Below are 22,698 nucleotides of genomic sequence, written 5' to 3' on the forward strand. Positions count from 1 at the left end.
CTCCGGGCGAAACTCTAACGCCCCTGCGCGGCCCGACCGGAGACTGCGGCATGCGCACCTGCCAGCAGCTTTTCCGTACGCCCGAGTTCACCCTCTTGTTTCTGGCCTCCTCCGCACAGGTCGCCGCCTCGACCGTCAGCGGGCTGGCTCTGGGCACGCTGGTCTTCGGCTCCACCGGTTCGCCGCTGCTCTCCTCGCTCGCCATGTTCGGACCCTCGCTGGCCCAACTCGTGGGCGCGGCCACCCTGCTGTCGGCCGCCGACCGGCTGCCGCCCCGGGCTGCGATGAGCGGGCTGGCGCTGCTGTTCGCCCTGGGCACCGCCGCGCAGGCGATCCCCGGCCTCCCGGTGTGGGCGGCCTTCGCCCTGCTGGCGGGGCAGGGGCTGCTGGCCTCCCTCGGCGGCGGGGTCCGCTACGGGCTGCTGAACGAGATCGTCGCCAAGGAGGGCTATCTGCTCGGCCGCTCGCTGCTCAACATGGCCGCCGGCACCATGCAGATCTGCGGCTACGCCGCCGGCGGGCTGCTGCTCGCCGGGCTGTCTCCACGCGGGACGCTGCTGGTCGGCGCCGCCCTCCACACCGGTGCGGCGCTGCTGGCGCGATTCGGTCTCGGCGCGAGGCCGGCGCGCTCCGGCGGGCGGCCCTCGGTCGCCGAGACCTGGCGGACCAACGCCCGGCTATGGTCCGCGAAACCTCGCCGCTACGTGTACCTGGCCCTGTGGGTGCCGAACGGCCTGATCGTCGGCGCCGAATCGCTCTTCGTGCCGTATGCTCCGGGCCGCTCCGGCCTGCTCTTCGCCTTCGCCGCGCTCGGCATGCTGGCGGGGGACACGCTGACCGGCCGCTTCGTCCCGGCGCGGTGGCGGGAACGGCTGGGGGCGCCGCTGCGGATGCTGCTCGCGGCCCCCTACCTGATGTTCGCCCTCCATCCCGACCTGCCGCTCGCGTTGCCGGCGGTCATGCTGGCCTCGGTGGGCTATGCGGCGAGCCTGCTGCTGCAGGAGCGGCTGATGTCGCTGGTGCCGCAGGAGCTGAGCGGCCACGCCCTGGGGCTGCACTCCTCGGGAATGCTGGCCATGCAGGGCGTGGGCGCGGCCCTGGCCGGTGCCGTCGCCGCCCGGACCTCGCCCGCGACGGCGATGGCGCTGATGGCGGTGGTCTCCATCGCCGTCACCCTGCGGCTGGCACCGGGGCTGCGGGGCAGCGGCGGGACGGGGGGTCAGCAGCCGCCGCAGTCGCAGCACTCACAGCATTCGCAGCACTCCAGCGCCTCGCAGCAGTCCCCGTCGCAGCAGTCCATATCACTGCACGGACCCTGGCGGCGGCGGCCGTTGCAGGGGTCCTCGTAGTCCTCGCGGCAGCAGGCCTGGCAGGTGCAGCAGAGCAGGGCCCACATCGCGCACCCGGCGACGGGATTGCGGCGGCGCGGCGGGGGCGGCGGGGGGACGTCGAAGGGGCCGCGCGGGCCGGCCGGGCCGTAGGGCGCGGGCGGGCCGAAGGAGTTCGCGGCGCCCGCGCCCGCGTGGGCGAAGGTACGGCGCACCGCGGCTGCGGTCTCGTGCGCCAGCAGCCGGTGGGCCAGCGTGCCGTCGGTGAACTCCACGTCCCGCAGCGCCAGCCGGATGCCGTGGACGGCGTCGTCGCACAGCCGCCTGGCCTCGTCCGTGCCGGTGCCGGTGGCGAGCAGCGGGTTCCAGGCGCCGGTGGCCCGGTCCTCCGCCAGGTCCTCGACGGCGTCCAGCAGATGGGCCAGCCGACCGAAGAGCCGGCCGATCTCGGCGAGCGGAGCGCGGTTGCCGGGGCGGCCCGCGAGCACGGCCGTGTGCTCCAGGGCCAGTGAGGTCGCGTGCTCGGTCGGCGCCGTCACCAGCAGCACCGAGCTGCCGGGCAGCGCCGCCCGCTCCAGCGTCCCCTGCCGCGCGAGGGTGTCGAACAGCAGGCCGGTGTCGAACCCGAGGCTGCTGCCGCCGCTGCGGCTCTGCCGTCCCCAGCGCTCGGCGACCCCGCCGGCCGCGAGTGCCACCGGGCGCCGGGCGTAGGCGCCGTCGCCGTCCTCGACATGGTCGCGGACCTTGGCCGAGGCCAGCGCCAGCGACACCGCGGCGGCCAGCCTGGCCCCCTCACCGCGGGCGACCGAGGCGGTGCGCATCCCGCGCAGCGGACAGGGACCGGCGGTGCGGCGCCCACCGGCCGGATCCTGGCTCTGGGCCTCGACCAGGACCGAGACGATCAGCCCGTCGTAGTTGGTGGCGGTCCGGGCCAGCTGACCGTGGTCGTCGCGCAGGGCCAGGCAGAGCCCGCAGAGGTGGGCGGTCCAGGACTGGTGCAGCGCCTCGGTGAGCCGGTGGCGGCAGGGCCTGATGATTCCGAACATCCGCGCGTGGAGGCCTTTCCGAGAGGTACGGGACTTCGCCTGACGGCGTACCAGGGGAGCCTAGTGCGAGCGATGTTCGAGAGGGGGAGGGACGGCTGATCTGCCGCACCCTCACCCGGCGGTTACGCTGGCCCGATGACGGCGCAGCAGATCCCCTACCTGACCGTCTCGACGCCGGACGGCCCGGTCGTGCACGAGACCGAGGTCAAGAAGTCGCGCTTCCTCTGCTCACTGCTGCGGGTGGAGGACGAGGCCGAGGCGCAGGCGTTCATCGCCTCCGTGCGCAAGCAGTACTGGGACGCGCGGCACAACTGCACCGCCTTCGTCATCGGCGACCGGCCGCGCCGTGAGCGCTCCAACGACGACGCCGAACCGGCCGGGACGGCGGGGGCGCCGATGCTGGAGGTGCTGCGGCGGCGCGGGCTGACCGACACGGTGGCGGTGGTGACCCGCTACTTCGGCGGGGTGCTGCTGGGCGCGGGCGGCCTGGTACGCGCCTACGGCGGCGCGGTCTCGGCGGCACTCGACCGGGCCGTGGTCGTGGAGCGGCGGCTGGTCGCCCTGCTCGCCGTGGGCGCCGACCACCAGAGCGCCGGACGGCTGGAGAACGATCTGCGCGCCGCCGGACACCTGGTCCGCGAGGCCGTCTACACCGGATCGGGCGTCCGCTTCGAGGTCGGCGTACCGGCCGGCGAGGAGCAGTCCTTCGCCGCCTGGCTGGCTGCGGCGAGCGCGGGCGCGGCCGACCTGGAGCCGATCGGCACCGAGCGTGTCGACGTCCCCTGGGCCGGGGTGCACCGGTCCCGGTGAGGACGGTCAGCCGGACCCGGCGCGTACCAGGCCGGACTCGTAGGCGAAGACCACGGCTTGCACCCGCCCGCGCAGCCCGAGCTTGGACAGGACGTGGCTGACGTGGGTCTTGACGGTCCCTTCGGTCAGGTAGAGCCGGGCGGCGATCTCGGTGTTGGACAGTCCGCGGGCGATGAGCGCCAGTACTTCCCGCTCGCGCTCGGTCAGGAGGTCCAGGCCGGCGGCCGGGGCGGGTGGTTCCGGCCCGGTGCCCACATGGCGTTCGAGCAGGCGACGGGTCACGCTGGGCGCCACCACCGCGTCGCCGCGGGCCACGACGCGGACGGCGGAGAGCAGGTCGGCGGCGAGGGTGTCCTTGAGCAGGAAGCCGCCGGCGCCGGCGCGGAAGGCGGCGTAGACGTACTCGTCCAGGTCGAAGGTGGTCAGCATGAGGATCCGGGTGGGAACGCCGCCGGCGACGATCCGGCGGGTCGCCTCGACCCCGTCGACGCCGGGCATGCGGACGTCCATCAGCACGACGTCCGGCTGCAGCCGGAGCGCCAGCTCGGCGGCCTCCGCCCCGTCGGCCGCCTCACCGGTGACCTGCATGTCCGGGGCGTTCTCCAGGATCAGCCGGAAACCGGTGCGGACCAGGGCCTGGTCGTCGGCGAGCAGCACCCGGATCACGCGCCGCGCCCTTCGAAGGGGAGGGTCGCCCGGACCACGAACCCGCCGTCCGAGCCAGGCCCCGCGCTGAGCCGGCCGCCGAGCAGGGCCACCCGCTCCCGCATCCCCCGCAGCCCGTTCCCGCCGGTGCCGTCGCCGCTGGTGCCGTCGATCCCGGTCATGCCCCGCCCGTCGTCGCTGATCTCGATGCCGACCTCCGCGTCACCGTACGAGAGCAGCACCTGCGCCGTCGCGCCGGCGGCATGCTTCATGGCGTTGGTGAGCGCCTCCTGGACGATCCGGTAGGCCGACAGGTCCACCGGCTGCGCCAGCGCGGCCGGTTCGCCCTCGACGCGCAGTCGCACCGGGGTGCCCGCCCGCCGTACCTGCGAGAGCAGGGTGGGCAGTTGGGCGAGTCCCGGCTGCGGGTGCCAGGCGTCGTCGACCTCACCGAGCGCGGTGATCATCCTGCGCATGTCGGCCAGGGAGTCGCGTCCGGTCCGCACGATCGCCTGCAGCGCGGTCCGGGTGTCGGCCGGTCGGTTGTCCAGGGCGGCGTCGGCGCCCTGCGCCTGGATCACGATGACGGACAGGCCGTGCGCCACCACGTCATGCAACTCGCGGCTGATCCGCCCGCGCTCGGCGGCCACCGCGAGGGCCGCCTGCTGGTCCCGCTCGCGTTCCAGGTCCCGGGCGCGCGCGTGGAGTTGGCCGAGGTAGGCGCGGCGGTCGCGGACGCCGTTGCCCACCGCCCAGGAGGCCACCAGCATCGACCCCAGCACGACCAGGCCGCTCCAGGGGTTCGATCCGCCGCTGCGATCGGCGACGGTGGCTTGGCTGCCGCCGGTGGAAGGGCCGAGGCGGTGGCTGATCTGGAAGACCAGCGACGGCAACCCCAGGGCCGGCCGACCTTGCAGCGCGTCGAACACGCTCCACCCTGTGACGAGCAGCAGCAGGGCGGCCAGGGCGCTCCGGGAGGCGATCCGGCGGCGGCGCGCGGCCACGGTGCAGAGCAGGACCAGGACGCAGGCGTCGATCACCATGGGCGGCTCGCCCTGGGCCAGATGGACCGCTGCGGACACCGTGCAGAGCGCGAGCATCGGCAGCGGCCACCTCCGGCGCAGGGTGACCCCGGCCGCGAGGAACGCGGTTGCGGCCCACCAGGACCACGCGGCGGTGCGGCCGCCGGCCGCATCCACCATCGCACCGGGGTCGTTCAGCAGGACGCACGTCAGGAGCAGCCCGCACGCCAGTGCCGCGTCCTGCACCGTGGGCCGGCGCACCCAGCGGAGGAGTGCGGCCGCCATCCGGTCCGCCATGGGGCGTGAGTCTACGTTCGCGCCGGGGGCGGCCACATCCGTCGCGCGACAGATGCCACCTGGGCCCGACTGCATCCCGCGACGGATGCGGAAGTGTGCCCGGCGGCAGACGCGGGACGGGAGCAGGCGGTCGCAGGATCGTCGCATGAATCACGACCTGAGTCCCGACCTGAGTCCCGACCCGAACCACTCCGGCTGGGCGCCGGGCCGGCGTTCCGTGCTCGGGCTGCTGGGCGCCGTGGCCGCGAGCGGCGTCCTGGCCTCGTCGGGGACGGCGGACGCCGCTGCTGCCGACGACTCGTCAGGGTCCGAGGGGATCCCGGCCACGCTGCGGCCCGGCGGCGAGCTCGACCGCCTGATCGCGCAGCTGGCCGCCGAGGACAAGTTCTCCGGCACCGTCCTGCTGCTGCACCGGGGGCGCCGGGTGCTGGCCCGGTCCTACGGAGCCGCCGACCGGCAGCGGGGCATCCCCAACGGTCCCGACACCGTCTTCGCGCTCGGTTCGGTCACCAAGCTCCTCACCGCCGTCGCGGTGGCCCAACTCGTCCAGCAGGGAAGGCTGGCGTACCAGGAGACCCTGGGGAACCACCTCGACGGATTCCCGGCCGACGTCGCCGATACCGTGACGCTCCACCAACTCCTCACCCACACCTCCGGCATGGGCGACTACATGCAGAGCGCCGGATTCTGGGCCGCGGCGGCCGGATGGACCAGCGCCGAGCAGGTCATGGACGGCACCCTGGAGTTTGTCCGCAAGGCACCGCTGGCGTTCGCCCCCGGCACCGGTCACCTCTACAGCAACTCCGGGTACCACACCCTGGGCACGATCGTCGCGGAGGTCTCCGGCCAGTCCTACTACGACTACGTCCGCCGGCACATCTTCGGCCCGGCCGGAATGACCAGCTCGGACTTCTACACCACGACACAGTGGCGGGAGGACCGGCGGATCGCCGTCCCGTACCGCACCCAGCCGTCCGGACCAAGGGTCGACGCCATCGACCAGCAGATCTTCATCGGTTCGCCCGCGGGCAACTCCTTCTCGGACACCGAGGACCTGGTCCGCTTCACCCAGGCACTGCTGGGCGGCAAGCTGCTCGACGGCCCGCACACCCAGCTCACAGTCGGACCCAAGGTGCCGCGACCGCCGTTGCCGCCGGTGGCCGACCTGCCCGGGCTGATCCCGTTCGAGGCGTACGGGCCGTCGGCGTTCCTGGTCGGCGACGCGTGGGCGGTCGGGCACAACGGCGGCGCGCCCGGCATCTCCACCGATCTGGAGTGGTACCCGGACTCCGACTGGGTGGCGGTGACCCTCAGCAACTACGACGCGGGGACGACGGCGCCGATAGACTCACTGGCCCGGAAACTCATCACCCAGGCGTAGCCCAACCGCTCCCGGCCGGCACCGCTGAGCTGCTACGACGTGCACGATCCGCCTGTTTCTGCCGGGTTCGTACGGTCTGTTCATGTGAGGTGTGGCACTAACCAGCCCGGTTAACCTGCTGTTCACATATGGGCAACAGTTGGGAAATTGCGGCCTGTGAGTCTCGTGCGCAGCAAAACAGCGGACCTCCTCAGCGTCGCGGAGCACCGCAACGCGCCACCGCATCGTTCCCACCCCACCGCGAGGAATGCCGCCCGTGAGCTTCAAGGCTGAGTACATCTGGATCGACGGCACCGAGCCGACCGCCAAGCTTCGTTCGAAGACGCGGGTCCTGGCTGACGGCGCCGAGCTGCCCACCTGGGGCTTCGACGGCTCCAGCACCAACCAGGCCGAGGGCCACGCGTCCGACCGAGTGCTCAAGCCGGTGTTCTCCTGCCCGGACCCGATCCGCGGTGGCGACAACGTGCTGGTGCTGTGCGAGGTCTTCAACATCGACGGCAGCGCCCACGAGACCAACACCCGCGCTCTGCTGCGCCCCATCGCCGAGCAGTTCACGGCGCAGGAGGTCATCTTCGGCATCGAGCAGGAGTACAACTTCTTCAAGGACGGCCGTCCCTTCGGCTTCCCGGTCAACGGCTACCCGGCCGCCCAGGGCGGTTACTACTGCGGCGTCGGCGCCGACGAGGTCTTCGGCCGCGAGATCGTCGAGCTGCACCTGGACCGCTGCATGGAGGCCGGCCTGGCCATCTGCGGCATCAACGCCGAGGTCATGCCCGGTCAGTGGGAGTTCCAGATCGGCCCGGTCGACGCGCTGACCGTCTCGGACCACCTGTGGGTCGCCCGCTGGCTGCTCTACCGCACCGCCGAGGAGTTCGACGTCGCGGTGACGATCGACGCCAAGCCGGTGAAGGGCGACTGGAACGGCGCCGGCGCGCACACCAACTTCTCCACCAAGGCCATGCGTGAGGGCTACGCCGCCATCATCACCGCCTGTGAGTCGCTGGGCGCCGACCAGGAGAAGGTCCTGGAGCACGTCAAGCAGTACGGCCACGGCATCGAGGACCGTCTCACCGGCAAGCACGAGACCGCCCCGTGGGACGTCTACAGCTACGGCGTCTCCGACCGCGGCGCCTCGGTCCGCATCCCGTGGCAGGTCGAGGTCGAGCAGAAGGGCTACATCGAGGACCGTCGCCCCAACGCGAACGTCGACCCGTACGTGGTGACCCGCCTGCTGGTCAACACCTGCTGCACCGCGCTGGAGAAGGCCGACCAGGTCTGATCCGCACGCACTTCGCGACACAGAGCAGCGCCCGCCGGGAGGGATTCCCGGCGGGCGCTGCTTGCTGTGCGCGGTGGATCAGGCGTTCTTGACGAGGGAGACCTCGAACTCGAGCACGACCTTGTCGCTGACCAGGACGCCGCCGGTCTCCAGCGGGGCGTTCCAGGTGATGCCGAAGTCCTTGCGGCTGATGGTGTGCTGGCCCTCGAAGCCCAGGCGCTTGTTGCCGAACGGGTCGGTCGCCGCGCCCTCGAACTCGAAGTCGATGGTGATCGGGTGGCTGACGCCCTTGATGGTCAGATCGCCGGACAGCTTGGCGTTGTTCTCGTCGACCAGCTCGGCGCCGGTGGAGCGGAAGGTGATCTCCGGGTAGTTGTCCAGGTCCAGGAAGTCGTTGGTGCGGAGGTGGCCGTCGCGGTCGGCGTTGCGGGTGTCGATGCTGTCGACCTTGATGGCGAGCTCGGCGGTGGACTGCTCGGGCTTCTCGGCGTCGATCACGACGGTGCCGGTGAACTCGTTGAAGGAACCGCGGACCTTGGTGACCATCGCATGCCGGGCGACGAAGCCGATGCGGGTGTGCGCCGGGTCGATGGTGTAGGTGCCGGACAGCTCGGGGGTGATGGCGGCCATGTTGCGCTCCTCGATCGTGGTTCGTCAGTGGTTGATGTGTCACCTTGATAGTGGCGCAGTATGGATGATGTGTCAACCAAGAGAGGTAGGGTGGTTCCATGAACGACATCGACGCCCCTGCTCAGCCGCGCTGGCTGAGCGACACGGAGCAGCACGCCTGGCGCAGTTTCCTGAGGATGCAGGCCCAGCTCACCACCCGGCTGAGCCGGGAACTGCAGGCCGACTCCGACCTCTCCATCGCAGACTACGACGTGCTGGTGCATCTGACAGATCTGGAGGGCGGGCGGCTCCGGATCCTGGAGCTGGCCAGGGAGCTGGACTGGGAGAAGAGCCGGATGTCGCACCATCTGGCCCGGATGGCCAAGCGCGGACTGATAGCCCGAGAGGAGTGCCCCGCCGACGGGCGCGGGGCCTTCATCGCGATCACCCCGGAGGGGCAGGCCGCGATCGAGGCGGCGGCCCCCCGCCATGTGGAGACGGTGCGCAGGCTGGTGTTCGACGCGCTCACGCCCGAGCAGGTCGCGGCGCTGGGAGCGGTCTCCGACCGGATCCTCAAGCAGCTCGACACCCCCGAGCCGGGCTGCGACGACTGACGCCGCGAGGCGGACGGAGTCCCCCGTGCCCCGTCCGCCCGCGACCTGTGCTGGTGCTCGAAAGGGTGGACGACTGGGCCGGGGGAAACTCATCGCTTCAGGACAGCACGGCTCTCAGACAGCACGGCTCTCAGGCAGCACGGCTCAGGACACCACGTCCTTGGCGCGGAAGTGCCGGAAGGCCAGGGCGAACAGCACCAGGGCGTAGCTCACCGACACCGAGACGCCCTTGATCATCCCGTTCCACTGCGGATCGGTCTGCAGCAGGTCGACCCAGGAGTAGGCCCAGTAGGTCGGCAGGAAGTCGCGGACGCTGCCCAGGGCGGTGATCGCGCCCAGGATGTTGCCCAGGATGGTGAGGCCGAGGGCGCCGCCGACCGCGCCCAGCGGTGCGTCGGTGACCGTGGAGAGCCAGAACGCCAGCGCCGCCGTGACCAGCTGGCTGAGCAGGATGAACCCGATCGCGACCAGCAGCCGGACCGCGGCCGTGCCGGTGGACAGCTCGCCGCCGGTCGGCAGTTGCAGGGGCTTCCAGCCGTAGGCGGCGGTCCCGGCGGCCAGGGCGACCAGTGGGACCAGCAGGGTGGCGACGGTGCTGAAGGCCAGTGCCACGGTCAGCTTGCTGACCAGCAGCCGGCTCCGCGGCACTGGCGCGGCCAGCAGATAGCGCAGCGAGGACCAGCCGGCCTCCGAGGCCACCGTGTCGCCGAAGAACAGCGCGACCGGAACCACCAGGAAGAAGCCTGAGGAGAGGAACAGGCAGGTCGCCGCGAAGTTCGCTCCCGAGGCCGTGGCCACGGTGAGCAGCCCGTTCTGGTTGCGGTCGCCGCCGGGACTGCCGCCGACCTGGAAGGCGATCAGGATGATCAGCGGCAGCAGCACCACCAGCGCGGCCATCGCGGCGGTGCGCCGCCGGCGGAGCTGGCGGACGGCCTCGACCCGCAGCGGCAGAGTGCCGCGCGCGCTGAAGCCGTGCGCGGTGGCGGACGGGGCGTCGGTGATGGTGCTCATCGGGCTGCTCCTCCGATCAGGGTGAGGAACGCGTCCTCCAGGCGGCGGTGCGGGCCGAGGCTCTGCACCGGGATCTCCAGCCGGACCAGGTCGACCGTCAGCTCGGCTGCGGTGGCCCCGTCCAGCCGGACCAGCAGTCCCTCGGCGACCAGCTCGGCCGAGCCCACTCCCGGCAGCGACGCGACCTTGCCGACCAGGTCGGCGTCGAGCGGCTGCGCCGTGCCGACCAGCAGGCTGTCGCCGGAGCCGACGATCTCGGCGACGGGTCCGGCCTGGGCCAGCTGCCCGTGGTCCATCACCACCAGGTGGGTGCAGGTCTGCTCGACCTCGGCCAGCAGATGGCTGGAGACGATGACGGTGCGTCCGGCCGCGGCGTAGCCGACGATCACGTCGCGCATCTCCCGGATCTGCGGCGGGTCCAGGCCGTTCAGCGGTTCGTCCAGGATCAGCAGGTCGGGCAGGCCCAGCATGGCCTGGGCGATGGCGAGCCGCTGCCGCATGCCCTGGGAGTAGGTCCGTACCGCGCGTTCGACGGCGTTGCCGAGGCCGGCGATGGCCAGCGCCTCGTCCAGGTGGGCGTCCTCGGCCGGGCGTCCGGTGGCCCGCCAGTAGAGCTCCAGGTTGGCCCGCCCCGACAGGTGCGGCAGGAAGCCGGGGCCCTCCACGAACGCGCCGACCCGGGAGAGCACCGGCGCGCCGGGGCGGATCAGCTGCCCGAAGACCCGGATCTCGCCGCTGTCCGGGCTGATCAGCCCCATCAGCATGCGCAGGGTGGTGGTCTTGCCCGCGCCGTTGGGCCCGAGCAGGCCCAGCACCTGGCCCGGCTCCACCTGGAAGGACAGGTCACGGACGGCGTAGCGGTCGGCCGAGCCCGCGTAACGTTTCGTCAGACCCTCGATCCGCAGCGGCACCAGGGTCAGTTCCGGTTCGGCGGCGGGATGACCCGCCCGCCGCCGGCGGCGGCCGGTGAGCAGCAGCGCCGCCGCGACGGCCAGCGCCAGCACCGGCAGGCCCCAGACCCACCAGGGCAGCGGGGCGGCGGCGGTGCTCAGCGCCGGGTCGGTGGGCACGCTCAGGTCGTTGCCCAGCAGCGACACGGTGTAGGAGGCGGGTGCGGCGGGGGAGGCGTAGCCGAGGTCGGTGGCGGACAGCACCAGCTCCAGCCGGTGCCCGGCCGGGACCTGGTGGTCCACGGCGGGCAGGTGCACGAGTACGTCCGCTCCGGCCTTCGCGCCGGTCACCCGCAGCGGCGTGACCAGCTGCGAGGGCAGCACCTTGGTTCCGCCGGTGCCCGGGGCGACGTCGTAGAGCTTGGCGAACAGCACCGCGTCCTCGCTGTCGGCGCGGACGTGGATCCGCACCGTGGGGGAGCCGGTGATCCGCAGGGATCTGGTGAGCGGTTGTGAGAAGAACTCCGCCGACTGCCCGGGGAAGTCCAGCGACAGGCCCACGCCCAGGCCGGAGAGCTGGCTGAGCGCGCCGATCCCGGGCAGGGCGGAGATGGCCGGCGGCGCGCCGCCCGGCGGGTTGGCGAAGGTCTGCGGCGGACCGGACAGCGCGACCGCCACCGGGGAGTCCTCCAGACCGGGGTACGAGGTCGAAGTCGCGCCCTGCAGGGTGATGGTGCCGCTGGTGCTGTCGACGCCGCCGCTGCGGCTGACCCGGAAGGCCGGGCCGGTGTCGACGGCGGTGTCGCGCTTGAGGTAGCGGTCGAACCAGGCCGAGGTGCGCTGTTCGATCCGCGCCGACTCCATGTTTCCGCCGTCGTGTCCGCCCGCGATCCAGTCCACCGAGACCGGGGCGCCGTTGGCGCTGATCGCGGCGGCGGCCTGGTCGGCCTGGTCCAGCGGGAACAGCGAGTCGGTCTGGCCCTGGACCAGCAGCGTCGGCACCTTGATCTGTTTCGCCACCGCCGAGGGGCTGCGCTGCGCCAGCAGCTGTTCGGCGGCGGCGTCCGGCTTTCCGGAGACGGCGACCCGCTGGTACATCGCGCACAGGTCGGCCGAGAAGCGGCCGCAGGTGGAGTCGTTGGTCGCGGTGATCCGCGACCCTGTCCGGCCGGTCGTGGTCGGCGTCGACTGGTCGGTCGATCCGGTGGTGAAGAAGATCCCCGACCACAGCTTCTTGAACACGCCGTCGGGGAACAGCGCGTCGGAGAGGTTCCAGTAGGTGATCTCCGGGGCGATGGCGTCCACCCGCTTGTCGTACCCGGCCGCCAGCAGTGCCACCGCCCCGCCGTAGGAGGCCCCGGCGATGCCCACCCGGGGGTCGCCGGGGGCGTCCAGCTGGACGTCGGGCTGCTTGGCCAGCCAGTCGATCAGGCCGCTGACGTCGGCGACCTCGCGCTGTGGATCGTTCAGCCCGATGGCGCCGCCGGACGCGCCGAAGCCGCGGGCCGACCAGGTCATCACGGCGTAGCCCTGACGGGCCATCGTCTGCGCCTCGCCGGTCAGGTCGTCCTTGTTGCCGCCGAAGCCGTGGGCCAGCAGGACGGCGGGGCGGCGGACGCCGGGGCTGCCGGAGGTGAAGTAGGAGGTGTCGATCCTCACCGTCCCGCTGCTGCCCGGCGACGCGGGCAGAGCCAGCACCTGGTCGGTCCGTTGCACGGACGCGGGTCCGTGCGCGGCGACGGCGGTCCAGGTGCCGGCTCCCACCAGCAGGGCTGCGGCGGCGGCGCCCGCGAAAAGTGCTCGCCGCGGGCGGAGCAGTCGGGGAGGAGAACCCATGCGGGGGTGCCTTTCGAAGGGACGTCAGAAGCTCAGCGGATCCGTGTGCTCGGTGGATCACTGCTGGGTGAACGATCCCAGGTACGCGCTGGTGCCCTCGGGAGTGAAGAACCACGAGGTGAATTCGGACGGGACCGCCGTGCAGCCCACGCGCGCCAGGAAGCGCGGGGCTGCACGGGGTGGTCGCCCCGGCCGTGAGGCCGTCCTGATGACCACTGGTCAGATCACCTGGGCAGGCTGAGTCCAAGGTGGCGTGGCACCACGAACAGTGTCAAGACCGCCTCTGCCCTTCGGGGTCAGTTCGGCACGGTGTCGGTGAAGTGCGTGCCGGTGGCCTCGTAGGCGTTGACGGCGCTCTGGACGGCGGCGGGGGACTGGGCGCCGGAGGCGTTGTAGTAGACCCAGTTGACCTTCTCGTTCCAGGTCCGGGCGCCGGTGAAGGGCAGGTCGATGAACCACTCGTTGAAGTCGATGGTCATCTTCTCGCGCGGGTAGTACTTGCCGGTGCTCGAGAAGACCTGCTTGCCGTCGATGTAGTAGGTGACCGTGCCGCCCGCGACCGTGGCGACCAGGGTGTGCCAGCCCTGGAGGCTGCCGATGGTGTCGTTGGTGACCCGGTCGAAGGCGTCCGAGCTGTACCAGGAGGTGGTGTACATCGAGTTCGCCGGGCCGCCCCAGCCCCCGTTGGGCAGGTACTCGAAGTCGTTCTCGCTGTAGAGCGAGTCGTCCGGGGTGATGGTGTAGAAGGTCTCGTTGACGTGGTCGCCGTTCGCCCCGCTGGTCGGGGCGTCGTTGAAGTAGACCCGGGCCGCGTAGGTGCCCTCGAAGAACTTGCGCTGGGTGGTGTCGATCTCGGCCTGGGTGGTGCCGGCCGCGGTGCCGTCAGTGCTGGCCTGCAGCTGCATGACCCGGCCGCCGATGGCGGTGGGATCGCTGGGGAAGCTGATGGCGTTGGCGGACCAGGTGTTCTGCACGCCGGGTCCGCCGGAGCCGGTGCGCACGGTCCAGTCGTGCGCGGCCAGGGCGGGGTCGCCGGAGCCGCTGTAGTGGAAGTCGTCGAACAGCGCGGCGCCGGACGGCGGGGTGGTGGAGCCGCCGGTGGGTGTCGGGGTCGGCGTGGGGGTGGGCGTCGGGCTGGAGGTCGGCCCGCCGCCGCCGGCCGGCTCGGTGCCCCAGACCAGTGCGCCGCTGCGGTACGCGGTCACCGTGCTGGACGCGGTGTAGGAGGTGTCGGCTCCGTTGAAGGAGTAGTCGTCGGCCTGGTTCACGGTCTGCCAGTCGCTGCGGTAGAGCCGCAGCTGCAGGTCGCCGGTGCTGGCGCCGGGCGCCAGCGAGCCGGCCCCGCTGCCGAAGCTGATCTGCAGGTAGTGGTCGGCGGTGGCGCTCGGTGTGGAGAGCGCGGCCACCGTGCCGGTGACGTTGGCGCAGCTGACCACGGCCCAGGCGCAGGCGAAGGTGTAGGAGGGGGCGCCGTCGGCGGTGAAGTAGTAACGCAGCGTCACCTGACTGAGCGGAACGGCGCTGGTCGAGTTGTTGACGACCTGGAACCAGGGCTCGGCCTCGTCGGCGCTGGCCCCGGTCGTGGTCTTGTACAGCACCGTCAGCGCGGGCGAGTCGGCGTGAGCCGGGCGCACGGTCGGGTACAGCGCGGTGGCCGCGCAGACCAGCGCGGCGGCGCCGGCCAGCAGCGCCCTGCGGGTCCGGCGGCCCGGGTTGAGCGGTGTGCGGTCGAGCGGCGTGCTGTCGAGCGGCGTGCGGTGGGGGTGGACGTGCTCCATCGGTGCTCCTCGGGAGATGGGGAGGTGCGAACGCGGCACGCCGTACGGAGTCCGCGCGCCAGGAAGCGCGGATCCCGTACGGCCCGGTGCAGCCGGGCAGCCCCGTCGGACTGACCACTGGTCATTAACTGCTTGCCGGTTGACGTACAAGGTGGGGCCTTGTTCTGCGACTGTCAAGGCCTCAGGTACCTTGCTGGCCTTGGAAATACTGGTCTTCGCAGGTCGGGGTGGGCATTTCTCTGGGGGGTATTGACATGACCAATGGTCACCTGGGAGCGTCTGCGCTCACCAGCCGACGAGCCGAGCCCGTCCCCGGACGGGCCGGGGTGCGGCGATGCCTTCCGAGGAGGATTCCGTGCACACGAGAGCGCACAAGAGAGCCCTGTCCGCGTTTGCCTGCGGCGCTGTGATGGCCCTGACCGTGACCGCCTGCGGCAGCGGCGGCGGCAATGCCGGGGGCGGGGCCACCGGTTCCGCGAGCTCCTCGGGAGCTGCCTCGGCGGCCGGGAAGTCGATCACCGTATGGCTGATGGACGGCGATCTGAGCACCAAGGACAGCGACGCCATCAACGCCGTCTTCGAGAAGGCCACCGGCGCCAAGGTGAACGTGCAGATCCAGGAGTGGGACAACATCAACACCAAGATCAGCACCGCGCTGGCACAGGACAACCCGCCCGACGTGCTGGAGATCGGCAACACCGATGTGCCGCTGTTCGCGGCCAACGGCGCGCTGAGCGACATCACCGCCCACCGCGCGGACCTGTCGGCGGGTCAGACCTGGCTGTCGGGTCTGGTCGACCCCGCCACCGTGGACGGAAAGCTCTACGCCGCGCCGCTGTTCGCCGGCAACCGCGCCGTGGTCTACAACAAGACCATCTGGTCCAGGGCCGGCGTGACCGCGCCGCCCACCACCATGGCCCAGTTCACCGCGGACCTGGACAAGATCAAGGCGGCCAACCACGCCGCGGACTTCTCCCCCATCTACTTCCCCGGCGAGTACTGGTACGCCGCGCTGCAGTTCGTCTGGGACGCCGGCGGCCAGTTGGCCACGCAGAGTGGCGGCAAGTGGACCGGCGCCCTGGAGTCGCCGGCCGCCCAGCAGGGGCTGCAGGCCTGGAAGGCCTTCCAGAACACCTACTCCCCAGCGGCCTCGCGCAATGTCGACACCACCGCACCGGACGAGCGGGCGCTGTTCGCCGGTGGCAAGACCGCCACCATCCTGGACACCAGCCTCAACACCGAACTCAAGGACAACCCCTCGCTCAAGGGGCAGATCGGCACCTTCCCGTTCCCCAGCGCCACCGCCGGCAAGACCCAGCCGGTCTTCCTGGGCGGCTCCGACCTGGCCATCGCGACCAAGAGCCCCAACCAGGACCTGGCCCTGGCCTACCTCAAGGCCGCCACCAGCCCGGCTGTGCAGACCAGCGCCATCGTCGGCATCGACGCCTGGACCCCGGTGTCCACCCAGCTCATCGACTCCACCAAGAGCTCGTTGCCGGACACCTCCGCGGCCTTCTTCGAGGCCGCCAAGACCAGCGTCGGCACCCCGGCCACCCCGGGCTGGGCCACCATCGAGAGCGACAAGTCGATCAATACCTTCTTCGCTGACATCGCCACCGGGCGCAAGACCGTCGCCCAGGCGGCCAAGGACTTCGACACCCACCTCGACCAGGCCCTCAACGCCTCCCAGTGACGATGACGACCTTGATCAAGGCACCCAGGAAGCGCGCCGCCGCCCCCCAGGGGGCGGCGGTCCCGCCCCGGCGCCGGCCGCGCCGTCGCGGCCGCGCCCTGCCCTACCTGCTGCTGATACCCGCCGCCGCCGTGCTCGGCCTGGTCCTGGGCTATCCGCTGGTCCGCGTCGTGGTCATCTCCTTCCAGGACTACGGACTGCGCGCGCTGTTCACCGGACGGATCACCTGGGCCGGCTGGGCCAACTACTCCACCGTCCTCGACGACCCCCAGCTCGTCCCGGTGCTGCTGCGCACCGTCGGGTTCTGCGCCGCGCTGGTGGCCGGAACGCTGCTGATCGGGCTCGCCGTCGCGCTGATGATGGAGCGGCTGGGACGGCGGATGCGCACCGCGGTGACGCTCTGCCTGATCGCCGCCTGGGCCATGCCCAACGTCGCCTCCAGCCTGGTCTGGCAGTGGCTGTTCCAGCCCGTCTACGGGGTCGTCAACTGGCTGCTGACGCAGACCCAGCTGTTCGGTGACCTCACCCAGCGCGACTGGTCCGGCTCCACCCTCAGCGCCTTCCTGCTGGTCTGGCTGCTGGTGGTGTGGCAGTCGGTGCCCTTTGTGGCGCTGACCCTGTACGCCGGCCTCTCGCAGATCCCGCGCACCTACTACGAGGCCGCAGCCCTGGACGGCGCCGGGCCGGTGACGGTGTTCCGGGTGATCACCCTGCCGTTCCTGCGGCCCATCCTCGGACTGGTCACCATCCTCTCGGTGATCTGGGACTTCAACGTCTTCAACCAGCTGTGGATCCTCACCAGGGGCGGCCCCGGCGTGAGCACCACCACGCTGCCGATCTGGTCCTTCGCCAAGGCGTTCAGCAGCAACTCCTTCGGGCAGGGCGCCGCCATCGCGGTCCTGTCGGTGCTGCTGCTGCTCGGCGCCACCGCCCTCTACGTGCGCCGACTGGTGCGGTCAGGAGAAGACCTGTGAGCCTCCCCGCCGCGGTGCGGGCCCGCCGGATCGGGCTGAACACGGCAGCCGTGCTGTTCTGCGCGGTGTGGATCTTTCCGGTCTACTGGATGGTCAACACCGCCTTCAAGCCCTACGGCGACATCCTCAAGCCCACCCCGGGCTTCTGGCCCTTCCCCTTCAGCCTGGCCAACTTCGGCGACGCGGTGCACAAGTCGGGCTTCCTCACCGACCTCGCCAACAGCGCCGTGGTGACCTGCTCGGTGGTGCTGCTGGCCATCGTGGTGGCGTTCCTGGCGGCCACCGCGCTGACCCGGTTCCGCTTCTTCGGCCGCCGCAGCTTCCTGGTCGGGGTGTTGATCGTGCAGATGGTGCCGCAGCCGGCGCTGCTGATCCCGATCTTCCTCAGCCTCAAGAGCGCCCACATGCTCAACAGCCTCTTCGGGCTGACCCTCACCTATCTGGCGCTGGTGCTGCCCTTTACCATCTGGGTGCTGCGCGGCTTTCTGCAGGGCATCCCGGTCGAGCTGGAGGAGGCCGCGATGGTCGACGGCGCCGGCCGGATGCGGATCATCCGCACCGTCCTGCTGCCGCTGGTGCTGCCCGGGGTGATCGCCGCCAGTGTCTTCGCGTTCATCACCGCCTGGAACGACTACCTGTTCGCCTATGTGCTGATGAAGGACCAGAGCCACTACACCCTGCCGGTGTGGCTGGTCTCCTTCAGCACCAGCGCCGGCACCGACTACGGCGGTCTGATCGCCGCCTCGACCCTGTTCGCGCTGCCGGTGGTGGTGTTCTTCATGCTCATCCAGCGCCGGCTGGTGGCCGGCATGACCGCCGGAGCCGTCAAGGACTGACCCCGCCGCATCCCTCTCCCCACCCCGCGCATCCGCACGTCCGGCATCATGAAGGGCCACCGTGATCATCCCCAGCCCCCGCGAGCTCACCCCCCGTCCGGGCACCCTCCCCGTCGGCCCCGAACTCCGGCTCTCCGCAGGCCCGGGCGCCGAGCAGGCCGCCGGGCTGCTGGCCGAGTACCTCGGCCTCCCCGACACTCCCGCCTGGGAGGGACTGCGGCTCCGGCTGGAGCTCACCCCGGAGGACCCCGCCGCCCCGGAGCACTCCGCCCTCGGTCCGCAGGGCTACCTCCTGGACATCCGCCCCGAGGGCGCGACCCTCAGCGCACCCGCCGAGGCCGGCCTGCTCTCCGGGATCCAGACGCTGCGTCAGCTGCTGCCCCCCGAGGTGCTGGACCCGGCCGGCCCCGCGGTCGACGGCAGTTACTGGCCCTGCCTGGAGATCCGGGACAGCCCGCGACTGCCCTGGCGCGGCTTCATGCTCGACGTGGTCCGCCACTTCTTCCCGCTGTCCTACCTGCTCGAACTGGTCGACGAACTGGCCCTGCTGAAGTTCAACGTGCTGCAGCTGCACCTCACCGACGACCAGGGCTGGCGCTTCGAGGTGGACGGCCTGCCCCGGCTCACCGAGGTCGGCGCCTGGCGGGCCGAGACCCAGGTCGGCCCGCCAGGATCGGGCCTGGCCGACGGCACCCCGCACGGCGGCTACTACACCCGCGCCGAGCTGCGCGAGCTGGTGGCCTTCGCGGCCCGGCGCGGGATCACCGTCGTCCCCGAGATCGAGATGCCCGGACACGTCCGCGCCGCGCTGGCCGCCTACCCGGAGTACGGCAACCACCCGGAGCACCCGCTGCCGGTGTGGACCCAGCGGGGCATCAGCGAGTCCATTCTCTCGGTGGACGACAAGACCCTGGACTTCTGCCGACAGATCCTCGACACCGTGGTGCAGGTCTTTCCGTCCCGGCACGTCCACATCGGCGGCGAGGAGTGCCCGACCGTCCAGTGGGAGCAGAGCGAGGCGGCCCGGGAGCGCGCCCAGGAGCTGGGTCTGGAGCACCCCGCCCAGCTCCGCGGCTGGTTCCTGGGCCGGATGGCAGACCACCTCGCCGGACACGGCCGCCGCACCGTCTGCTGGGACGAGACCGGCCACGCCTCCGGCGAACCCCCCGCAGGGATGGTGCTCGGCGCCTGGCGCGAACCGGTCCACGGGGTGCTGGCAGTCGGCCGCGGCCACCAGGTGGTGATGGGACCGCACCGCTCCACCTACCTCGACTACCCGCAGCGGGACCACCCGCACGAGCCGCCCGGCCAGCCCGGGGGGATCGTCAGCTTCGACGACGTCCTCCGCTTCGACCCGCTGGCCGCAGACCTTCAGCCGGGCGGACTGCCGGTCGCCGACCCGGCGCAGGACGAACGCCCGGGCGTACTGGGTGTGCAGGGCTCGCTGTGGACGGAGTACGTGGCCACCCCCGCCCACGCGCGCTACCTGCTCTACCCCCGGCTGTGCGCCGTCGCCGAGATCGCCTGGCGGCCCGGACCGCACGACCGCGACTCGCTGCTGGAGCGGGCCGCGACGCACCGGCGCAGGATCGCCGCACTGCTCTCGGCGGGCGGTACGCACACTCCCCGGATGATTGGGACGATGGAGGGGTGACCAGTACCGACAGCAGCACCGACAGCGCCGCCGCCGACCCCGCGGCCCATCCGGCCCGCAGGCTCCCCACGGCCAAGCGCGACCGGGTCCGCCGGCATCTGCTCGACGTCATCGAGCGCTCGGGCCCCGGCACCAGTCTCGCCGCCGAGCGCGACCTGGCGACCCAGCTCGGAGTGTCCAGGCCCACGGTCAGGGCCGCCGTCGAGGAGCTGACCCGCAGCGGGCTGCTGGTCCGTCAGCAGGGGAAGGGCACCTTCACCAGCCCGCACAAGGTCACCCAGGAGATGTCCGGCACCACCACCAACGCCCTGGCCGTGCCGCCCGCCGAGGGCGACTGGACCAGCAGGGTGATCCGCTTCACCGTCGGCCCGGCCGGACCGCCGCGCGCGGCCCGGCTGGGCATCGGCCCCGAGGAGCCGGTGCTGCGGATCACCCGGGTCCGCGACGTCGACAACGAGCCGATGTCGATCGAACAGCTGGAACTGCCGGCCGCCGTCGTCCCCGGACTCGCACCCGAGGACATGGAGAGCGGCAACTTCTACCAGCTGCTCCGCGAACGCTTCGACGTCGTGGTCTCCGACGCGGTGCAGACCCTGGAACCCGCCGTCACCAACCCCGAACAGGCCGAACTCCTCGACGTCCCGGTCTACGCCCCGATCCTCCAGGTCGAGCGCACCACCCGGGACACCACCGGCCGAATCGTCGAGTTCGTCCACGCCGTCTACCGCGGCGACCGCTACCGAATCACCTCCAAACTCCGCTTCGACGCCTCCTCGGGCTGACGCGGGCCTCAGCCCTGGCCGGGGGCGGCGGTGTAGGCGGCCAGGGCCTCGGCGATGGAGGCCTCGGTGGCGGTCTTGTCGATGCCGAGGCCGGTGAGTACGCCGGTGCCGTCCTCCAGTTCGAGCAGGGCCAGCAGGATGTGCTCGGTGCCGATGTAGTTGTGGCCAAGGCGCAGGGCCTGGCGGAAGGTCAGCTCCAGGGCCTTCTTGCCTTGGGCGTCGTAGGGGATGAGCTCGGGCACCGGGCCGGCGGCGGCCGGCAGCGACGCGGCGGCGGTCTCGCGAATTGCTTCCAGCGTCACGCCCTGGGCGAGCACCGCCTTGGCCGCCAGCCCCTCCGGCTCGCACAGGAGCCCCAGCACCAGATGGCCGGTGCCGATGGTGGCGTTGCCGGCCGCGCGGGCCTCGTTCTGGGAGGCCATCACGACGTTCCTGGCCCGCGGCGTGAACCGGCTGAAGCCCTGGCTCAGGTCCAGGTCCAGGGCTTCGCCGGAGGCCTTGGGGACGAAGCGCTTCTGGGCCGCCTGCCGGGTGACGCCCATGCTGCGGCCGATGTCCGTCCAGGACGCGCCGGAGCGCCGGGCCTGGTCCACGAAGTGGCCGATCAGGTGGTCGGCGATCTCGCCGAGGTGGTCGGCGGCGATGACCGCGTCGGAGAGCTGGTCGAGGACGTCCGGGTGGACCTTCCTGATCGCCTCGATCAGGTCGTCGAGCCGGACGTGGTTCGTCATTGCTACGGGTTCCGTCATGTGACAACCGTAGGTTGACAGTAGGATAGGTGTCAACCCGTGGTTGTCACTCCGATCGGGCTGTAATTCAGGCACAATCTCCGGGACGTGGGCAGGCGACGGAGCCGGCCCCGCGGCCGCGGCGGTGAAGAAGAGAGGTGCTGCGATGACCGGCACACCGATCATCCGCACGCTGGTGGTGGACGACGACTTCCGGGTCAGCGGCATCCATGCGGCCTACGTCCGCAGGGTGCCCGGCTTCGAGGTGGTCGGCCAGGCCGCGACCGTGGCCGCCGCCCTGGACGCTGTCCGCGAACTGCGCCCCGACCTGCTGCTGCTCGACGTCTACCTGCCCGACGGCAGCGGCCTCGACGTGCTGCGGCGGCTCAGCGGCGACAGCGCCGCCGCGGCGGCGGAGCGGCCCGACGCGCTGATGATCACCGCCGCCCGGGACGTCGGATCGGTCCGGGAGGCGATGCAGCTCGGCGCGGTGGGCTATCTGGTGAAGCCCTTCGGCTTCCCGATGCTGACCGAGAAACTGACCGCGTATCAGCAGCTGCGGCAGCGGATGGCCGCGCTCGGTCCTGCTGCGGTGACCGAGCAGGCCGACGTGGACGCCCTGTTCCACGCGGCCCGGCCGGTCCCGGCCCCGACCCTGCCGGCGAAGGGCCACTCCGCGCCCACCCTGGCCCTGGTCCGCGAGGCCGTCCGGGCGGCCGACCGCGACCTCTCGGCCAGCGAGGTCGCCGAGCTCACCGGCGTCTCCCGGGCCACCGCCCAGCGCTACCTCTCCTACCTGGTACGGGAGGGCGCGGCCCGGCTGGAGCTGCGCTACGGCACCACTGGCCGCCCCGAGCACCGCTACCGCGCCGCGGGTCGCTGACCGGAGCCACCGGGTTCACCCCGATGGCGCTTCGCCGAGCGCGAGGAAGGCCGCGGCGTGGTGGCGCCGTTCCTGAGCGGGGAAGTCCTGTTCGCCCCCGGACTGTCAGCTCACGCCCTGGCCGGCCGCCACCGTTCGGGAGCGACGATCCAGGTCCGCCCCGCGAACCTGCCCCTGGAGCCGGGCCACGACCTCCTCTTCACCGTCGACCGGTCCGGCCGCCTCCGGCCCGCCACCACCCGAGCCGGCTCCGACCACCATCCCGACGGTCATGCGGTCCTGCTCGGTCCGGCCCCCTGAGCAACGCCCTGCGGCTGCCCGAGGGCGATGTCGACGAGCATGTCCTCCTGACCGCCCACCAGGCCGCGCCGGCCCGCCTCCAGGAGAAGGGTCCGGACGTCGACGCCGTAGCTGCGGGAGACGGTCTCGGCGTGCCGCAGGAAACTGGAGTAGACCCCGGCGTAGTCGAGGGTGAGGGTTTCGCGGTCGACCCGGACCGGACGGTCGTGCAGGGGACGGACCAGGTCGTCGGCGGCGTCCTGAAGGGCGTGCAGGTCGCAGCCGGGGCGGCGGCGGGCGCGGGCTTCGGTGAGCTGCCGCAG

Annotated in this window: 19 protein-coding genes and 2 pseudogenes; 11 read left to right on the top strand and 10 right to left on the bottom strand. The window is 71.8% G+C overall.

Annotated features, from left to right (window positions below; genetic code table 11):
- Positions 1-50: 50 nt before the first annotated feature.
- Entirely contained in the window at positions 51-1,349 is a 1,299-nt protein-coding gene (locus ABH941_RS10360; RefSeq protein WP_370128427.1) for an MFS transporter, read from the top strand.
- A 704-nt stretch (positions 1,350-2,053) separates the two neighbouring features.
- Here the strand turns inward: ABH941_RS10360 and ABH941_RS10365 are convergent.
- Positions 2,054-2,374: pseudogene (locus ABH941_RS10365) on the bottom strand (DUF5685 family protein); the annotation flags it as partial.
- A gap of 135 nt (positions 2,375-2,509) precedes the next feature.
- On the opposite strand from ABH941_RS10365, the gene ABH941_RS10370 reads away from it, so the two are divergent.
- Positions 2,510-3,184 carry a YigZ family protein gene (locus tag ABH941_RS10370; RefSeq protein ID WP_370128429.1) on the top strand — a complete coding sequence of 225 codons (675 nt, stop codon included), beginning with the start codon at positions 2,510-2,512 and terminating at the stop codon, positions 3,182-3,184.
- Positions 3,185-3,190: 6 nt separating this feature from the next.
- On the opposite strand, the gene ABH941_RS10375 is transcribed toward ABH941_RS10370, so the two are convergent.
- Together ABH941_RS10375 and ABH941_RS10380 are read right to left on the bottom strand one after the other, a co-directional pair.
- Positions 3,191-3,850: a response regulator gene (locus ABH941_RS10375; RefSeq protein ID WP_370128431.1), complete on the bottom strand. Its 660-nt coding sequence runs from the start codon at positions 3,848-3,850 to the stop codon at positions 3,191-3,193.
- Complete coding sequence (locus tag ABH941_RS10380; protein WP_370128433.1) at positions 3,847-5,148, bottom strand: sensor histidine kinase; 1,302 nt, start codon at positions 5,146-5,148, stop codon at positions 3,847-3,849. The genes ABH941_RS10375 and ABH941_RS10380 overlap by 4 nt, the downstream gene beginning before the upstream one ends.
- A 145-nt stretch (positions 5,149-5,293) precedes the next feature.
- Here ABH941_RS10380 and ABH941_RS10385 point away from each other — a divergent pair, with 145 nt between their 5' ends.
- Both ABH941_RS10385 and glnII read left to right on the top strand, forming a co-directional pair.
- Positions 5,294-6,529 (top strand): serine hydrolase domain-containing protein, encoded by a 1,236-nt coding sequence (locus ABH941_RS10385; RefSeq protein WP_370128435.1) that lies wholly within the window; start codon positions 5,294-5,296, stop codon positions 6,527-6,529.
- Between the two features lie 256 nt (positions 6,530-6,785).
- Entirely contained in the window at positions 6,786-7,808 is a 1,023-nt protein-coding gene (gene glnII, locus ABH941_RS10390; RefSeq protein ID WP_370128437.1) for a glutamine synthetase, read from the top strand.
- A gap of 78 nt (positions 7,809-7,886) precedes the next feature.
- Here the strand turns inward: glnII and ABH941_RS10395 are convergent, their stop codons facing one another.
- On the bottom strand, positions 7,887-8,438 hold the full coding sequence (locus ABH941_RS10395) for a YceI family protein (protein WP_370128439.1): 552 nt from the start codon (positions 8,436-8,438) through the stop codon (positions 7,887-7,889).
- A gap of 98 nt (positions 8,439-8,536) precedes the next feature.
- Here ABH941_RS10395 and ABH941_RS10400 point away from each other — a divergent pair, with 98 nt between their 5' ends.
- Positions 8,537-9,031, top strand: coding sequence for a MarR family winged helix-turn-helix transcriptional regulator (locus ABH941_RS10400; RefSeq protein ID WP_370128441.1), 495 nt, complete (start codon positions 8,537-8,539; stop codon positions 9,029-9,031).
- 144 nt (positions 9,032-9,175) lie between these two features.
- Here the strand turns inward: ABH941_RS10400 and ABH941_RS10405 are convergent, their stop codons facing one another.
- From ABH941_RS10405 to ABH941_RS10415, 3 genes are all read right to left on the bottom strand, one after another.
- A complete protein-coding gene (locus tag ABH941_RS10405; protein ID WP_370128443.1) occupies positions 9,176-10,042 on the bottom strand; it encodes an ABC transporter permease in 867 nt (288 codons plus the stop codon).
- Positions 10,039-12,768, bottom strand: coding sequence for an alpha/beta fold hydrolase (locus ABH941_RS10410; protein WP_370128445.1), 2,730 nt, complete (start codon positions 12,766-12,768; stop codon positions 10,039-10,041). The genes ABH941_RS10405 and ABH941_RS10410 overlap by 4 nt, the downstream gene beginning before the upstream one ends.
- Before the next feature lie 296 nt (positions 12,769-13,064).
- The gene (locus ABH941_RS10415) at positions 13,065-14,546 is read right to left on the bottom strand and encodes a cellulose binding domain-containing protein (RefSeq protein ID WP_370128447.1); all 1,482 of its coding nucleotides are present in this window, start codon (positions 14,544-14,546) and stop codon (positions 13,065-13,067) included.
- A 355-nt stretch (positions 14,547-14,901) separates the two neighbouring features.
- Between ABH941_RS10415 and ABH941_RS10420 the strand changes: the two genes are divergently transcribed.
- The 5 genes from ABH941_RS10420 to ABH941_RS10440 all read left to right on the top strand — a co-directional run bounded on the left by ABH941_RS10420 (position 14,902) and on the right by ABH941_RS10440 (position 20,485).
- A complete protein-coding gene (locus ABH941_RS10420; RefSeq protein WP_370128450.1) occupies positions 14,902-16,239 on the top strand; it encodes an extracellular solute-binding protein in 1,338 nt (445 codons plus the stop codon).
- An 11-nt stretch (positions 16,240-16,250) separates the two neighbouring features.
- Entirely contained in the window at positions 16,251-17,213 is a 963-nt protein-coding gene (locus ABH941_RS10425) for a carbohydrate ABC transporter permease (RefSeq protein WP_370128452.1), read from the top strand.
- Positions 17,210-18,049, top strand: coding sequence for a carbohydrate ABC transporter permease (locus ABH941_RS10430; RefSeq protein ID WP_370128454.1), 840 nt, complete (start codon positions 17,210-17,212; stop codon positions 18,047-18,049). Before ABH941_RS10425 ends, ABH941_RS10430 begins: the two co-directional genes overlap by 4 nt.
- Before the next feature lie 61 nt (positions 18,050-18,110).
- Positions 18,111-19,703 carry a beta-N-acetylhexosaminidase gene (locus ABH941_RS10435; protein ID WP_370128456.1) on the top strand — a complete coding sequence of 531 codons (1,593 nt, stop codon included), beginning with the start codon at positions 18,111-18,113 and terminating at the stop codon, positions 19,701-19,703.
- Entirely contained in the window at positions 19,700-20,485 is a 786-nt protein-coding gene (locus ABH941_RS10440; RefSeq protein ID WP_370128458.1) for a GntR family transcriptional regulator, read from the top strand. Before ABH941_RS10435 ends, ABH941_RS10440 begins: the two co-directional genes overlap by 4 nt.
- An 8-nt stretch (positions 20,486-20,493) precedes the next feature.
- Here ABH941_RS10440 and ABH941_RS10445 read toward each other — a convergent pair whose 3' ends face one another.
- Entirely contained in the window at positions 20,494-21,234 is a 741-nt protein-coding gene (locus ABH941_RS10445) for a Clp protease N-terminal domain-containing protein (RefSeq protein ID WP_370128460.1), read from the bottom strand.
- Between the two features lie 160 nt (positions 21,235-21,394).
- Here ABH941_RS10445 and ABH941_RS10450 point away from each other — a divergent pair, with 160 nt between their 5' ends.
- Positions 21,395-22,096, top strand: coding sequence for a response regulator (locus ABH941_RS10450; RefSeq protein ID WP_370128693.1), 702 nt, complete (start codon positions 21,395-21,397; stop codon positions 22,094-22,096).
- Between the two features lie 105 nt (positions 22,097-22,201).
- On the opposite strand, the gene ABH941_RS10455 is transcribed toward ABH941_RS10450, so the two are convergent.
- Both ABH941_RS10455 and ABH941_RS10460 read right to left on the bottom strand, forming a co-directional pair.
- On the bottom strand, positions 22,202-22,369 hold the full coding sequence (locus tag ABH941_RS10455) for a hypothetical protein (RefSeq protein ID WP_370128462.1): 168 nt from the start codon (positions 22,367-22,369) through the stop codon (positions 22,202-22,204).
- Positions 22,366-22,659, bottom strand: a pseudogene (locus ABH941_RS10460) (4-hydroxy-2-oxovalerate aldolase); the annotation flags it as partial. The pseudogene ABH941_RS10460 and the gene ABH941_RS10455, both read right to left, overlap by 4 nt.
- Between the last annotated feature and the right edge of the window lie 39 nt (positions 22,660-22,698).

It is taken from the genome of Streptacidiphilus sp. EB103A, assembly GCF_041261405.1.
Taxonomy (GTDB): Bacteria; Actinomycetota; Actinomycetes; order Streptomycetales; family Streptomycetaceae; genus Streptacidiphilus.

Excerpts from the sequence above, each read along its gene's own strand:
- ABH941_RS10370 (WP_370128429.1), top strand. The coding sequence starts at position 2,510 with ATGACGGCGCAGCAGATCCCCTACCTGACCGTCTCGACGCCGGACGGC.
- ABH941_RS10415 (WP_370128447.1), bottom strand. The coding sequence starts at position 14,546 with ATGGAGCACGTCCACCCCCACCGCACGCCGCTCGACAGCACGCCGCTC.
- ABH941_RS10445 (WP_370128460.1), bottom strand. The coding sequence starts at position 21,234 with ATGACGGAACCCGTAGCAATGACGAACCACGTCCGGCTCGACGACCTG.
- ABH941_RS10405 (WP_370128443.1), bottom strand. The coding sequence starts at position 10,042 with ATGAGCACCATCACCGACGCCCCGTCCGCCACCGCGCACGGCTTCAGC.
- ABH941_RS10400 (WP_370128441.1), top strand. The coding sequence starts at position 8,537 with ATGAACGACATCGACGCCCCTGCTCAGCCGCGCTGGCTGAGCGACACG.
- ABH941_RS10380 (WP_370128433.1), bottom strand. The coding sequence starts at position 5,148 with ATGGCGGACCGGATGGCGGCCGCACTCCTCCGCTGGGTGCGCCGGCCC.
- ABH941_RS10395 (WP_370128439.1), bottom strand. The coding sequence starts at position 8,438 with ATGGCCGCCATCACCCCCGAGCTGTCCGGCACCTACACCATCGACCCG.
- ABH941_RS10360 (WP_370128427.1), top strand. The coding sequence starts at position 51 with ATGCGCACCTGCCAGCAGCTTTTCCGTACGCCCGAGTTCACCCTCTTG.
- ABH941_RS10385 (WP_370128435.1), top strand. The coding sequence starts at position 5,294 with ATGAATCACGACCTGAGTCCCGACCTGAGTCCCGACCCGAACCACTCC.
- ABH941_RS10410 (WP_370128445.1), bottom strand. The coding sequence starts at position 12,768 with ATGGGTTCTCCTCCCCGACTGCTCCGCCCGCGGCGAGCACTTTTCGCG.
- ABH941_RS10455 (WP_370128462.1), bottom strand. The coding sequence starts at position 22,369 with ATGACCGTCGGGATGGTGGTCGGAGCCGGCTCGGGTGGTGGCGGGCCG.